15 protein-coding genes and 1 tRNA gene are annotated in these 12,290 nt (G+C 71.3%); 4 read left to right on the forward strand and 12 right to left on the reverse strand.

Features of this window, described 5'->3' with window-relative positions:
• Nucleotide 1: 1 nt before the first annotated feature.
• From proB to JUB13_RS06190, 5 genes are all read right to left on the reverse strand, one after another.
• Nucleotides 2–1,162, reverse strand: coding sequence for a glutamate 5-kinase (proB, locus tag JUB13_RS06170; protein ID WP_207477909.1), 1,161 nt, complete (start codon nucleotides 1,160–1,162; stop codon nucleotides 2–4).
• Nucleotides 1,159–2,274, reverse strand: a complete 1,116-nt coding sequence (obgE, locus tag JUB13_RS06175) for a GTPase ObgE (protein ID WP_207477910.1) — start codon at nucleotides 2,272–2,274, stop codon at nucleotides 1,159–1,161. The genes proB and obgE overlap by 4 nt, the downstream gene beginning before the upstream one ends.
• 124 nt (nucleotides 2,275–2,398) lie before the next feature.
• Entirely contained in the window at nucleotides 2,399–2,683 is a 285-nt protein-coding gene (gene rpmA / locus JUB13_RS06180; protein ID WP_207477911.1) for a 50S ribosomal protein L27, read from the reverse strand.
• Between the two features lie 26 nt (nucleotides 2,684–2,709).
• Complete coding sequence (gene rplU / locus JUB13_RS06185) at nucleotides 2,710–3,027, reverse strand: 50S ribosomal protein L21 (protein ID WP_207477912.1); 318 nt, start codon at nucleotides 3,025–3,027, stop codon at nucleotides 2,710–2,712.
• Nucleotides 3,028–3,123: 96 nt separating this feature from the next.
• On the reverse strand, nucleotides 3,124–4,503 hold the full coding sequence (locus JUB13_RS06190) for a DUF2478 domain-containing protein (protein WP_207477913.1): 1,380 nt from the start codon (nucleotides 4,501–4,503) through the stop codon (nucleotides 3,124–3,126).
• Between the two features lie 142 nt (nucleotides 4,504–4,645).
• On the opposite strand from JUB13_RS06190, the gene JUB13_RS06195 reads away from it, so the two are divergent.
• Nucleotides 4,646–4,735, forward strand: a tRNA-Ser gene (locus JUB13_RS06195).
• A 58-nt stretch (nucleotides 4,736–4,793) separates the two neighbouring features.
• On the opposite strand, the gene JUB13_RS31765 is transcribed toward JUB13_RS06195, so the two are convergent.
• The 5 genes from JUB13_RS31765 to JUB13_RS06215 form a co-directional block, all read right to left on the reverse strand.
• Complete coding sequence (locus JUB13_RS31765; protein ID WP_268914336.1) at nucleotides 4,794–4,919, reverse strand: hypothetical protein; 126 nt, start codon at nucleotides 4,917–4,919, stop codon at nucleotides 4,794–4,796.
• A 195-nt stretch (nucleotides 4,920–5,114) separates the two neighbouring features.
• Nucleotides 5,115–5,351, reverse strand: coding sequence for a hypothetical protein (locus JUB13_RS06200; RefSeq protein WP_207477914.1), 237 nt, complete (start codon nucleotides 5,349–5,351; stop codon nucleotides 5,115–5,117).
• A gap of 170 nt (nucleotides 5,352–5,521) precedes the next feature.
• Nucleotides 5,522–5,731 (reverse strand): cold-shock protein, encoded by a 210-nt coding sequence (locus JUB13_RS06205; RefSeq protein ID WP_207477915.1) that lies wholly within the window; start codon nucleotides 5,729–5,731, stop codon nucleotides 5,522–5,524.
• A gap of 334 nt (nucleotides 5,732–6,065) precedes the next feature.
• Nucleotides 6,066–6,692, reverse strand: a complete 627-nt coding sequence (gene trhA / locus JUB13_RS06210; protein WP_207477916.1) for a PAQR family membrane homeostasis protein TrhA — start codon at nucleotides 6,690–6,692, stop codon at nucleotides 6,066–6,068.
• Between the two features lie 71 nt (nucleotides 6,693–6,763).
• Nucleotides 6,764–7,150 carry a hypothetical protein gene (locus tag JUB13_RS06215; RefSeq protein WP_207477917.1) on the reverse strand — a complete coding sequence of 129 codons (387 nt, stop codon included), beginning with the start codon at nucleotides 7,148–7,150 and terminating at the stop codon, nucleotides 6,764–6,766.
• 313 nt (nucleotides 7,151–7,463) lie between these two features.
• On the opposite strand from JUB13_RS06215, the gene JUB13_RS06220 reads away from it, so the two are divergent.
• Entirely contained in the window at nucleotides 7,464–7,892 is a 429-nt protein-coding gene (locus JUB13_RS06220; protein ID WP_207477918.1) for a pentapeptide repeat-containing protein, read from the forward strand.
• Here the strand turns inward: JUB13_RS06220 and JUB13_RS06225 are convergent.
• Nucleotides 7,889–8,689, reverse strand: a complete 801-nt coding sequence (locus JUB13_RS06225; RefSeq protein WP_207477919.1) for a hypothetical protein — start codon at nucleotides 8,687–8,689, stop codon at nucleotides 7,889–7,891. The two genes, JUB13_RS06220 and JUB13_RS06225, sit on opposite strands and share 4 nt — an antisense overlap.
• A 475-nt stretch (nucleotides 8,690–9,164) precedes the next feature.
• On the opposite strand from JUB13_RS06225, the gene JUB13_RS06230 reads away from it, so the two are divergent.
• On the forward strand, nucleotides 9,165–10,232 hold the full coding sequence (locus tag JUB13_RS06230; RefSeq protein WP_207477920.1) for an L-dopachrome tautomerase-related protein: 1,068 nt from the start codon (nucleotides 9,165–9,167) through the stop codon (nucleotides 10,230–10,232).
• Between the two features lie 42 nt (nucleotides 10,233–10,274).
• Complete coding sequence (locus JUB13_RS06235) at nucleotides 10,275–11,060, forward strand: SDR family NAD(P)-dependent oxidoreductase (protein ID WP_207477921.1); 786 nt, start codon at nucleotides 10,275–10,277, stop codon at nucleotides 11,058–11,060.
• 54 nt (nucleotides 11,061–11,114) lie between these two features.
• On the opposite strand, the gene JUB13_RS06240 is transcribed toward JUB13_RS06235, so the two are convergent.
• Entirely contained in the window at nucleotides 11,115–12,266 is a 1,152-nt protein-coding gene (locus tag JUB13_RS06240) for an NAD(P)/FAD-dependent oxidoreductase (protein WP_207477922.1), read from the reverse strand.
• Nucleotides 12,267–12,290 lie beyond the last annotated feature (24 nt).

Genomic DNA, 12,290 nt, shown 5'->3' on the forward strand with positions numbered 1-12,290 from the left:
CTCAGGACAGGACCAGGTCGTCGCGGTGGACGATTTCGTCCCGGCCGCGCCAGCCCAGGATCTCGACGATCTCGGCGCTGTGGCAGCCGCGGAGGCGGCGCACGTCCTCGGCGCTGTAGGCCACGAGCCCGCGCGCGACCTCGCGCCCGTCGGGCCCGCGCACGATCACGGGGTCGCCCCGTTCGAAATCGCCCTCCACGGCCGTGACGCCCTTGGGCAGCAGGCTGGTGCCGCGCAGCAGCGCCGCCACCGCGCCGGCATCGATCACCAGCGCGCCGCCCGCGTTCAGGTGCCCGGCGATCCAGCGCTTGCGCGCCGAGACGGGCTCGTGGGACGGGATGAACCAGGTGCAGTCGGCCCCGCCCTGCCCCGGCGGCGCCTCCAGAGCGGCCAGCGGGTTCATGCGCTTGCCCTTGGCGATCACCATGCGGCAGCCGGCGCTCATGGCGATGCGGGCCGCCGCGATCTTCGTCACCATGCCGCCCGAGCTGTAGCCCGGCGGCGGCTCGCCGGCCATGCCCTCGATCTCGGGGGTGAGCTCGCGCACCAGGGGGATCAGCGTCGCCCCGGGGTCCCGGCGCGGGTCGGCGGTGTAGAGCCCGTCGATGTCGGAGAGCAGGACCAGCGTGTCGGCGCTGGTCATCTGGGCGACCCGCGCGGCCAGCCGGTCGTTGTCGCCGAAGCGGATCTCGGCGGTCGCGACGGTGTCGTTCTCGTTGATCACCGGGACGGCGCCCAGGCGCAGCAGCGTCTCCAGCGTGTTGCGCCCGTTGAGGTGGCGCCGGCGGTCCTCGGTGTCCTCCAGGGTCAGCAGGACCTGGGCGACCGTGATGTCGTGCCGGGCCAGCGTCTCCTGGTAGGCATGGGCCAGGCGGATCTGACCCGTGGCGGCGGCGGCCTGCTTCTCCTCGAGCCGCAGGGGCCGGCCGACCAGCCCCAGATGCTCGCGCCCGACCGCGACGGCACCCGAGCTGACGATCAGGACCTCCTGGCCGCGCGCCCGGCAGATCGCCACGTCGTCGGCCAGCGCGTCCAGCCAGTCGCGGCGGATCCGCCCGGTGGATTCGTCGACCAGCAGCGCCGAGCCGATCTTCACGATCAGCCGCCGCGCAGAGCGGAGCGTGACGATATCGGCGGTATCGGAATCCTGGGCGGCGCTCATTCGTCGTCCCACTCCTCGTCCCAGTCCTCGTCCTCGCCCATGGGCTCCTGGCGCGGGCGGCGGCTGCGGGCGAGGCCGCCCTCGGCGGCATAGAGGCTCGTTCCCTGCTCGGCCGCCTCCTCGCGGGCCGCCTTGATCCGGCGCAGCAGCTCCATCAGCACGGCCTCGACCCCTATCTTGGCGGCGCCGGACAGGGCGAAGACCGGCGAGTCCGTCACCGCCTGGAGCGCCGCGCGCTTTTCGGCGATCTCCTCCTCGACCAGGGCGTCGCATTTGTTGAGGCCCACGATCTCGGGCTTCGAGGCGAGTCCGTGACCGTAGGCCTCGAGCTCGCCGCGGATCACGCGGTAGGCCTCGGCCACGTCCTCGGCCGTGCCGTCGATCAGGTGCAGCAGCACCGTCGTGCGCTCCACATGGCCGAGGAACCGGTCGCCCAGGCCGGCGCCGGCATGGGCGCCCTCGATCAGGCCCGGGATGTCGGCTAGCACGAACTCCTCGCCGCCGACATAGACGACGCCGAGCCCGGGCTGCAGGGTCGTAAAGGGATAGTCCGCGATCTTGGGGCGCGCGCGAGAGCTGGCGGCCAGGAAGGTGCTCTTCCCGGCATTGGGCAGGCCGACCAGCCCCGCATCGGCGATCAGCTTCAGCCGCAGCCAGACCCAGCGCTCCTCTCCGGGCCAGCCGGGGGTGGAGTGGCGCGGGGCGCGGTTGGTCGAGCTCTTGTAATGGGCGTTGCCGAAGCCGCCATCGCCGCCCTTGCAGATCACCACACGCTGGCCGGGCTCGGTCAGGTCGGCCAGGACGGTCTCCTCGTCCTCGGCGATCACCTGGGTTCCCACCGGGACGCGCAGCACGACGTCGGGGCCGTTGGCGCCCGTGCGGTTCTTACCCATGCCGTGGCCGCCCTTGGCGGCCTTGAAATGCTGCTGGTAGCGGTAGTCGATCAGGGTGTTAAGCCCGTCCACCGCCTCGACCACCACGTCGCCGCCGCGCCCGCCATTGCCGCCGTCGGGGCCGCCGAACTCGATGAACTTCTCGCGGTGGAAGGCGACGGCGCCCGCGCCGCCATCCCCGCTCTTCACGAAGATCTTGGCCTGGTCGAGGAATTTCATGGCGGGAGGGCCTGGCGGACGGGAGAGGAGGGAACGGGGCTCGCGAAGGGGCGGGCCGAAACGACATCGGGGGGAACGGTCGCCCGTTCCCCCCGACGCAAGAAGACCGGTGCGTGGCGCGCGGTTACTCGGCGGCCACGGCCTCGGGCGCCACGTCGTTCGCGGGCTCGACCAGGACGAAGGTCTTGTCCTGGGTCCGGCGGAACTTCACCTCGCCCGCGACCAGCGCGAACAGGGTGTGATCCTTGCCGATGCCGACATTGGCGCCGGGGTGGAACTTGGTGCCGCGCTGGCGCACGATGATGTTGCCGGGCACGACCAGCTCGCCGCCGAAATGCTTGACGCCGAGGCGCCGGCCGGCCGAATCGCGGCCGTTGCGCGAGCTGCCGCCTGCCTTTTTATGTGCCATGGGATCTCTCCTCTATGGGGCGGGCGTCAGGCCGAAGCCTTGATGCCGGTGATGCGCAGCACGGTCACGTGCTGGCGATGCCCGTTCTTGCGCCGGTAGTTCTGGCGGCGCTTCTTCTTGAAGACGATGATCTTGTCGTTGCGGTCCTGGGCGACGACCTCGGCCGAGACCACCGCGCCCGCCACCAGGGGCGTGCCGACGGTGTTCTGGCCCGCATCGCTGACCATGAGGACCTCTTCGAGATCGATCGTCGCGCCCGCCTCGACGGGGAGCTTCTCGACCCGGATCACGTCGCCGGACGCGACCTTGTACTGCTTGCCGCCGGTGCGGATGACTGCGAACATGTCTGCCACTGCCGTATCTGAAAAAGAACGGCGGGCACACATGTCCGAACGGGTTGGCGCACCGTCAGGTCTGTGCCCGCTTTCAAGAGCCCGGGACTATACTCGCCCCGACGCACGAGTCAACAGCGGAGCAGCGCCGTCGGCAGCGGCCTCCACCCTGCCGACGACGGGGCCTCGGCGGAGCACCACCTGCCGGCCGAAGCGGGTCCAGCCCCGCGGACCGGCGCCCTCGGCCACGGCCACGGCCAGCCCCTCGGGATCGTCCACGACGAAGCCGGCCAGCCGGTCGATCCCATAGGCGAAGAGCCGGTCCGAGAGTGGCGTCGAGGGGCCGACCAGCGCCACCCTTGCGCCCGCGGCGAGCTGCAGCAGCCGCGGCAGCGTGCGGTTGGCGAGCGACGCCGCCGTGATCGCGACGGCCGCCGCGCCGGGCAGCAGCCATTCGGCCGCCTCTGCGGGGTATTCGCCGGGGCCTGGCCGCGCATCGATGACCTGGGCACCGGGCAGCCGGTCGCGCACCCCGGGGAAGCTGCCGATCACCACCAGCCGCCCGCCCTCGCCCGCGGCCTCCCGTGCTAGCAGGTCGAGCCCGTTGCCGGGCTCCAGAGCGGCCGCGCCCGGCACGCCGTCCGCGGCGGCCAGGGCGACCGCATTGTGGTGCAGGTTCAGCGCGGCAACGGCCAGGGCCGCCCGGAAGGGATCCCAGCCGGCCAACCCTTCCGCCAGGCGACGCAGGCCGCCCGCCGCCAGTGCCGCGAGCGCGGCCGTATCGGGCGGGGCACCCCCCGCGGGCAGGCGGGCGAGGCCTGCGGAGGGCCGCCCATGCGCCTCGGCGAGCACGAGGATCCAGGGAGGACGACAGAGGATGCGGCGGACCGGAGCGTCCTCTACGGGATGCAGCAGGTCGTCGTAGAGGCGGCAGCCGCCCCACCAGCGCCAAAGCGCGGCGGGATCCGGCGGCAGCAGGCGCACGAGGTCGCCGCCATAGGCCAGGAAGGCGCCCAGGTGCTTGCCGTTGACCGAGGTCAGCACCGGCACGCCGGCGGCGGTCGCCTCGGCGATCTCGGCGGCGAGACCGCCGCCCGAAGCCTCGAGCGCGCCGAACTTGTTGACCACCAGCAGGTCGACCCCGGCGGCCAGCGCCGCGCGCAGCATCGGAGCCGCCTCGGCGACGCCGGCGGGATCAACCCTGCAGGACGAGGAGCCGCGGCCGAGCTTCTGGCTGATGGGCATGACCCGGCCGGTCGCGAGGTCGACCAGCTCCATGGGCGCGGCGCAGGCGCCGTCACCGCAGCCGGTGCGCTGCACCACCCCGCCGATGCGGAAACCCCGTGCCGCCAGCGCGGCCGCGAAGCTCTCCAGCAGCCCGTCCACCCCCTCGCCGCCCCCGTGCAGCACGGCGGCCGGCGGCAGCACCGGGGCGGCCACGGGCGCCAGCGGCGCGACGGCGTAAGCGGGATCTCGCGGCATGTCCATGCCCGGCATCCTAGCCGAGCCCGGGCGCCGAAGTCGCGCGGGACGTGGCAGGCCGGGTTGTGGCGGCGCGACGATGCCACGGCGCGCCCGCGAAAGCCGCTTGCAGGCCCCGAACGCTTGCGCTAGGTTCCGCGGCCTCTGCGGACGGGTGGTCGAGTGGTTGAAGGCACCGCACTCGAAATGCGGCGTACCTGCAAGGGTACCGTGGGTTCGAATCCCACCCCGTCCGCCACTCTCTCCAGATAGATCATCGGCACGGAACGCGCGGATCGGGCCGACCCTGCGACGGGTCACGCCCGCGGCGCGAGGCGCCAGTGCTGCGCGACCTCGACGACCCCCAGCACGTCCCGCCCGGCGATGCCAAGATCGCCGTCCCGGTTCAGAAGCCGCGCGATCGCCACGGCCGCAACCCGCATGGGATGATCCCGTTCGCCGGCTCCGGGGTTGCCACGGGCATCGGATCGAGAGGCCCGGTTGACGGACGCCGCCACTGGCGGCGGCGCGGAGAGGCTGGCCATGGGTCGCGCGCACGCGCTCCTTGAACTCAGCCTAGAACTCCGGCCGCGCGCACTTCACGCCACGCTCGGCGCCGTCACCGTCCCGGCCAGATCTCAGCCGGCGTCCGCGACAGCCGGTGCGGCTGCCTTGGCGCGCCGCGGGCGGCCGCCGGTCGCCTTCGGCGGCTTGCGCGCGAGGCGCGTTGCTATCTCGGCAGCGATGGCCGGCAGCAGGGCGTTGGCCGCCCGCTGCTGCTTGGGGTTTCCGGCGCCGGCAAGCCGGACGGCATTGGCGTGAAGGTTCGCCAGGGCGTCGTCGGCCATATCCGGAAGTCTCGCCATCATGTCCATTCGGCTTTCTCCTTGCAGCTTGCGGCGCGCAGGCCGGCCGGCGGCGTCCAGCGCCCCGGCGGCCAGGCCGCATGTCCTGAAACGAAAGCGCCTCCCGCTTCCGGAACGGGGCGGGGGCGCGGCGCCAGGACCGGCAGCACGCATGGCGTGCCGCCGGCCGACGCCCGAGGTCAGGCGCTCTGAAGCTGCTCGGCCGAGACCTTGCCCCTCTGGGGGTCGCGGATCGCCTCGAAGGACAGCTTCTGCCCCTCGCGGAGATCGCTCATGCCGGCCCGCTGAACGGCCGAGATATGGACGAAGACATCGGCGGTGCCGTCATCGGGCTGGATGAAGCCGAAGCCCTTGGTGGCATTAAACCACTTAACGGTGCCAGTGGCCATGGAGGTCCCTTCCTTGGTGGCGGCCGGCACGCGATCGCGCCGGACCGAGGTGCCCGGCGCGCGGTCGCGCCGGAATCAAATCACTTCGGGGACCCGTCACCCACGCATGGCGGCCGGAAAGGTCTTGCCCAGAGCAAGTTCGACCGCGCGATAGTGATCTCTGCAGCCTCGATGCGCAAGGTCGAATTTCCCACGATGGCTTTTGCAAATCATCTCAGACCTATTATGGTATAACCCTTTAATATATATTCGCAGGCGCAGCATCGCATCCCTGGTAATATTTTCTGGCTCCCACGGATTTTTCTCCTCCGCCCCACAGCAGAGCCCAGACGACCTAAAGCGTCGCGACGGCGGCGAAATGGCAGGCCGCTGCCGCGAGCACGAGCCCGTGCCAGGCGGCGTTGTGGAAGGGCAGCCGCTCCAGAAGGTGGAAGATGGCTCCGAGCGTGTAGAGCGCGCCGCCCAGCACCAGCAGCGCCAGGATTCCGGGTGGAAACGATGTCCATAGCGGGCGCGCCATGGCGAGGATCGCCCAGCCGAGCCCGAGATACAGCACTAGGCCGACGCGTTCGAAACGCCGCGGAAAGGCGAGCTTCAGAAAAGCCCCCGCGGCCGCCGCGCCCCAGACCGACCAGAACGGCGCACCGGGCCCGGAGCCGAGGCCCTTCACCGCGAAGGGCGTGTAGGTCCCGGCGATCATCACGAAGATCTGCGCGTGGTCGAGGCGTCGCAGCATCTCCTTGCGCGGCCCCGGCGCGGAGAGGTTATAGGCCGCGGACGCCGCCAGCATCCCGGCCAGCCCTCCGGCATAGACCAGCAGCGCCACGAAGTCGGCCGGGCCGACGCGCCCCGCGCGCGAGCCGAGCAGCCACAGGATCCCCGCGATCCCCGCCACCAGGCCGAGACCATGGAGCATGCCGTCGACGGCGCTCTCGCGGGCGGTATAGGACGGAAACTCCATGGAGCGCCGCGGCCCCCGGCCGCCTGCCGTCCCGCGCCGGGCGCACCCGTCGGCCTGTTCTGGACCGGCGGTCAGGCTTCGCCGTCGGGCCGGGGGCCGGCGGAACCGTCGGTATCCCCGGCAGGCGCGCCCGGCGTGGGTTGCTGGACGGGTCGTTGGGCGGGTTCCGGCCCGGAAAGGCGGCGGATGTCGTCGAGAGCGCTCCGGATCAGCTGCGCGTGGCGGGGATCCCGGCCCTCGGGCGTGTCCGCGAAAAGGCCGATGAGATAGCTGGCCTTCGCGGCAAGATCGGGCCAGTTCGCCGCGGGCTCGGCCATCAGAGCCGCCTCCAGCTCGTCCTGCCTTTGCCTGATGGCCGCCTGGTCGGCCGCGACGGCGCGCTCCTCCCTGCGTGTCTCCGTCGCCTTCCGGCCAGCCAGGCCCCGGCGGGCGTCCAGCTCGATCGGGTCGTCGGTCATGCTCCTCCTTCCCGGAGGCGCCGCAGGACGGCGCACCCGAATGCGGCGCCCGGGATCACAGGCAGGAACCACGCGGCTCCGTCGAAATAAAGATGCACATTTCAGCAGGACGATCCACCGATATCCGCCGCACCTTTGAAAAACGCAGAGATCACCCTGCAAAACAATATCCAGGCACCCCGGCTCTATTTTTACGCAAACCGCCGACCTCACACACAATAAACAATGCGCCGCCTGGAACTGCCACGGCCTCGATTTGTTTTCGCGGCGTCCGCAAACCGTAAACGACACCCTCACGTCTCGGAGAATCCTGATGGCCGAACATGCGCATCGCGGCGTGGACGATCTCGACCGCCGGCTGGAGCGCCACGCCCTCTGGCTTAGGACGGACGGCAGCGAGGGCGAGCGGGCCGATCTGAGCGGCCTGGACCTCGCAGGGCGGAGCTTCTGGCGCGGCAACCTGCGGCGGGCCGTGCTCGACGGCGCGGATCTGGCGGACGCCAATCTCGACCATGCGGATCTCCGCGGTGCCTCGCTCAACGGCGCCCGGCTGGCCGGCGCTTCGCTTTGGGAGGCGAGGATGGCGGATGCGGACCTGACCGGCGCCGACCTGCGAGATGCGAAGCTCGACCACGCCGACCTCCGCGGCGCCCGGCTGGACGGAGCCAGGGCCGAGGGGGCGACCTTCCGGTCGGCACTGCTCGACGAGGGCGGCACCGCCCTTGCGGGCACCGCAGGCTAGCCCCCCAGCAGGTTTATCTGGACGTAGTTCAGGATCCTGTGCCCGTAGTGCTGCGGGATGCGGCGCGGGAACCTGTCCTCGGGACGGGTCACGCAGAACGGGTTCACCTTGATGCCGTAGTGCAGGCCGACGCCGCTGCGGATGCGGCCGGACTGGACCTCCACCTCGGCGCCCACGCTCTCCTGCAGGATGCCCTTCACCTTCATGAGCTGCTCCTGGTCGAGCTCCGCCTGCACATCCGTGCGGGAGCTCGTCTGGATCTGGTAGTCCACGCTGGCGACGAGCGCCGTCTGCCCCTGGCAGACCAGCTCGCCGTTGCGCAGCAGGTGGTCCACCTGGCTCCTGCAGGATGGCTCGGACGTCAGGGCGACAAAGATTTCCTCGTTCTTGTTCAAGGGGATCTCGAGGACGGCAACGTCGCTCAGGCTGTAGGAGACGGACTGGATCGCCGTGTTCCCGATGCCCGCCCTGACCAGTTCGGTCACGGACGCTCCCAGGGAGATCTTCCCGTTCGAGAGCTGCTGGGCGATCACCTTCTCGCTCGGGGAGCGCTCGATGGCCTTTGTGACGCGGCTCTGGTCCGCCTTGCAGACGGTCCGATAGAACTTGCCGTCGCGGCTGACGTGATAGATCGAGCCTGGCCCGACCAGCGTCGTCGGCGGGCGGAGCGGGAAGAACCCCATTCCCTCCAGCGACTTATCCATCGCGACGGCGGTGCCGGACATGCTCGCGGCGTACCAGAGCGCGACGCCCGTCACCAGCACCGAGGAAAGAAGGACCGCAGATCTCCCCTTCATGGCCGATCTCCTTCGCAGACGGCGGGACCGGCCCGCCGGCCCGTGCAGCCTTTCGCCCGTCGGGGCCGCCCGCGGCCCCTTTTGCGGCGTTCATGGACGGCGCCTCGCGCGCCGGGGACGGCCTACCGGCAGCAATAGGTTCCGCAGGACCGGTAGCCGCTGGGGCAGGCCTCCGCCGCACCGGGAAGGAAACCCATGAGCGCGACCGCGAACAGAGAAATCACCAGCACCCGCATAGCCCTTCTCCATCGGCTTCTGCTGCATCCCCCCTGGGATCATCATGACCACGATAGGGCGTTGGGCCGCCGGTCTTCTGTGAGTATTCCCACCTGCGGGCGGATCCCTCCGCCGGTCTCCAGAACCGCATCCCGCCCCCGGCGGGACGAAGCCGCTTTGTGCCTGTTCACGGGATGTCGCGGCCGGTGCCCGAAAAGGGCGGCCTGGGCCGGCGGCTCCCGACCCATGCGCAGGCCCCATGCCGCAGATCCAAGCCAGGCTTTCCCTCGTCGCGCGCTTCGAGCACCAGGTGACCGGGATCACGGTCGCCGAGAACGGCCGCATCTTCGTATGCTTCCCGCGCTGGACCGAGGACTCGCCCGTTTCCGTCGCCGAGCTCCTGAAGGACGGCAGCATCCGGCCCTATCCCGACGAGGGCTGGAACGCCTGGCGCAACGCCCGCAAGGACGAGCTGCCGGCAGGCGAGCATCTCGTCTGCGTGCAGAGCGTCGTGGCCGACGGGCGCGGCAGCCTGTGGATCCTCGACCCGGCGGCCCCGGCGCAGTCCTACGTGGTGCCGGGCGGGCCCAAGCTGGTGCGCATCGACCTTGCGACGGACAGGGTCACCCAGGTGATTTCCTTCGACGAGACGGCGGCGCCGCAGGGCTCCTATCTCAACGACGTCCGCATCGCGCCCGACGGGCGCCACGCCTACATCACGGATTCCGGCGCGAGGGGCGCGCTGGTGGTGGTCGATCTCGACGGAGGCAGGGCCTGGCGCGTCCTCGACGGGCACCCCTCGACCCAGCCCGAGAAGGACGTGCAGGTGCGCGCCGACGGCAAGGTGCTGCGCCGCCCCGACGGACGCGGGGTCGAGTTCGCCGCCGACGGCATCGCCCTCTCGACCGAGGGGCGGCACCTCTACTGGCAGGCCATCAAGGGCCGGACGCTCTACCGCATCCCGACCGCGACGCTGATCGAGGCCGGCAGCGGGTCGGAGGGCGCGCGCGAGGTCGCCGGCCGGGTCGAGAAGGTCGGCGAGAACGGCGTCGCCGACGGCCTGCTGATCGATCGCGCCGGCACGCGCATGTACGTGACCGCCCCCGAGGAGAACGCCCTGAGGGTGCGCGACCTGGCGGCCGGCGGCGGGACCGAGATCCTGATCCGGGACGAGCGGCTGCGCTGGCCCGACACGCTGTCAGAGGGGCCGGACGGCGCGATCTACCTGACGACCTCTCACATCCAGGATTCCGCCTTCTTCAAGCCCGACGCGCCCGCCAGCCTGCCCACCCAGCTCTGGCGCATCGAGATCGGCGATGAGGCCTGACAGGCCCGGCGAACGCATTCCTTCATATCCGGAGATCGTGACATGGCATCCAGCACGCGTCCTCTCGCCGTCGTGACCGGCGCCTCCAGCGGCATCGGCTACGAGCTCGCAAAGCAATGCGCGCAAAACGGGTTCGACCTCGTCATCGCGGCCGACCGGCCGCTCGACCAGGCGGCCCAGGATCTTCGCGGGCTCGGCGCGCAGGTCGAGACCGTCCAGGCGGATCTCGCGATGCTCGACGGCATCAACACGCTGTATTCCGCGCTGAAGGGCCGGCCGGTGGATGCGCTGCTGGCCAATGCCGGGCACGGGCTCGGCCACGGCTTCCTGGACCAGGACTTCGAGGAGGTCCGGCACGTGATCGACACCAACGTCACCGGCACGCTCTACCTGATCCAGAAGGTCGGGAAGGACATGCGCGCCCGCGGCCAGGGCCGCATCCTGATCACCGGCTCCATCGCGGGCTTCATGCCGGGCTCGTTCCAGGCGGTCTACAACGGCACGAAGGCCTTCATCGACAGCTTCTCCTTCGCGCTCCGCAACGAGCTCAAGGATTCCGGCGTCACCGTCACCTGCCTGATGCCGGGCCCGACCGACACCGAGTTCTTCGAGCGTGCCGACATGGAGGACACCAAGGTCGGCCAGGGCAGCAAGGACGATCCTGCCGACGTCGCCAAGGTGGGGTTCCAGGCCATGATGCGCGGCGATGGCGACGTGGTCAGCGGCTGGAAGAACAAGATCCAGACCTCTGTCGCGACGGTCACGCCCGCGGGCGTCCTGGCGGAGCAGCACCGCCGCATGGCAGAGCCGGGCTCCGGCAAGGCCTGAGCCGGGCCCCGGCAAGGCCCGAAACCGCGATGGCAGGGCGGCCGCCGGGCCGCCCTATGCCTCCGCCTGCCCGGCCAGACGCTGGTAGCCCCCGAGGAAGCGCCGGTCGATCCGGTCCTTGAGCCAGTGGGCCGCGCGCCCGTGCCACCACAGCCGGCCGCGCGCAGCCAAGCCCGTGCCGTCGCCGAGATTCATGATCCAGAGATAGTCCCTCTGGGGCCGGAAGGCCTCGGGCTCGCCGCCCCCAAGGGCGGCCAGCAGGTTCCGGCGCAGCACCGGCGCCTCGCGGATCGCGTAGACTCCGATGCGCGGCAACGCGTGCCCCTCCACCGCGACACAGTCACCCCCACCATGCACGCGCGCGTCCGCGACGGAGCGCAGGTGGCGGTCCACCAGCAGCGCGCCCTGATCGTCCACCGGCAGGTCCAGGGCGCGAACCGCTGGGTTGGGCCGCAACCCGCTGGCATTCAGGAACAGGTCGAAGGCCAGCCGCTCGCCGCCCTCCAGCACCGCCTGCCAGCTTCCCCCGTTTCCCTCCCCTTCGACGGCGATGACCCGCGCGCCCGCGCGAAGGACCGCGCCGCGCCGCTCCAGCACCGCGCGCACCGATGCGGCGGCGCCGGGCGGGAGCTGCCGCAGGAACCCGCCGCCGGAGGCGAGCACGCTGACAGCCACCCGGGCGCTTCGGCGCGCGGCCAGGCCCAGCAGGTTCGCCGCCAGCTCGCAAGCCGTGACGCCGCCGCCCGCGACGAGCACCGCGATCGGGCGCGCGGGATCGGCGGCGAAGCGCCCCTCCAGCGCCGCGCGCAGCTCGGCCACCCGGCGCACCGGCTTGACCCGGAAGGCGGTGGGGCAGTCTTCCTCCCCGGGTATGGCGGGCGGCTCGCTGCCGAGATTGACCGAAAGCGTGTCGTAGGGGATCCCGGTCCCCCCGGCCAGGTGTACGACCCGGCGCTCGCGGTCCAGGTGATGGAGGCGGCCGGCGACGAAGCGCGCGCCGCCGCGGGCGGCCAGCACCGACACGTCGACCTGGTCCAGCGCGGGTGGATATTCCCCGCCCAGCATCCCCGTCGCGAGGCCCGAGTACCAGAAGCGGTCCGGCGCCACCACCACCAGCTCGTGACCGCGGGCGGCGAAGTCGCCGGCCGCGGCGATGGCATGCAGATGGGCATGCCCGGCGCCCAGCAGAACCACGCGCTTTCCCATCCGCTACCCTCTCCGGGCGCCCGG

The sequence above is a fragment of the Arenibaculum pallidiluteum genome, from assembly GCF_017355985.1.
Taxonomy (GTDB): Bacteria; Pseudomonadota; Alphaproteobacteria; order Azospirillales; family Azospirillaceae; genus Arenibaculum; species Arenibaculum pallidiluteum.

Excerpts from the sequence above, each read along its gene's own strand:
- proB (WP_207477909.1), bottom strand. The coding sequence starts at position 1,162 with ATGAGCGCCGCCCAGGATTCCGATACCGCCGATATCGTCACGCTCCGC.
- obgE (WP_207477910.1), bottom strand. The coding sequence starts at position 2,274 with ATGAAATTCCTCGACCAGGCCAAGATCTTCGTGAAGAGCGGGGATGGC.
- rpmA (WP_207477911.1), bottom strand. The coding sequence starts at position 2,683 with ATGGCACATAAAAAGGCAGGCGGCAGCTCGCGCAACGGCCGCGATTCG.
- rplU (WP_207477912.1), bottom strand. The coding sequence starts at position 3,027 with ATGTTCGCAGTCATCCGCACCGGCGGCAAGCAGTACAAGGTCGCGTCC.
- JUB13_RS06190 (WP_207477913.1), bottom strand. The coding sequence starts at position 4,503 with ATGGACATGCCGCGAGATCCCGCTTACGCCGTCGCGCCGCTGGCGCCC.
- JUB13_RS31765 (WP_268914336.1), bottom strand. The coding sequence starts at position 4,919 with ATGCGGGTTGCGGCCGTGGCGATCGCGCGGCTTCTGAACCGGGACGGC.
- JUB13_RS06200 (WP_207477914.1), bottom strand. The coding sequence starts at position 5,351 with ATGGACATGATGGCGAGACTTCCGGATATGGCCGACGACGCCCTGGCG.
- JUB13_RS06205 (WP_207477915.1), bottom strand. The coding sequence starts at position 5,731 with ATGGCCACTGGCACCGTTAAGTGGTTTAATGCCACCAAGGGCTTCGGC.
- trhA (WP_207477916.1), bottom strand. The coding sequence starts at position 6,692 with ATGGAGTTTCCGTCCTATACCGCCCGCGAGAGCGCCGTCGACGGCATG.
- JUB13_RS06215 (WP_207477917.1), bottom strand. The coding sequence starts at position 7,150 with ATGACCGACGACCCGATCGAGCTGGACGCCCGCCGGGGCCTGGCTGGC.
- JUB13_RS06220 (WP_207477918.1), top strand. The coding sequence starts at position 7,464 with ATGGCCGAACATGCGCATCGCGGCGTGGACGATCTCGACCGCCGGCTG.
- JUB13_RS06225 (WP_207477919.1), bottom strand. The coding sequence starts at position 8,689 with ATGAAGGGGAGATCTGCGGTCCTTCTTTCCTCGGTGCTGGTGACGGGC.
- JUB13_RS06230 (WP_207477920.1), top strand. The coding sequence starts at position 9,165 with ATGCCGCAGATCCAAGCCAGGCTTTCCCTCGTCGCGCGCTTCGAGCAC.
- JUB13_RS06235 (WP_207477921.1), top strand. The coding sequence starts at position 10,275 with ATGGCATCCAGCACGCGTCCTCTCGCCGTCGTGACCGGCGCCTCCAGC.
- JUB13_RS06240 (WP_207477922.1), bottom strand. The coding sequence starts at position 12,266 with ATGGGAAAGCGCGTGGTTCTGCTGGGCGCCGGGCATGCCCATCTGCAT.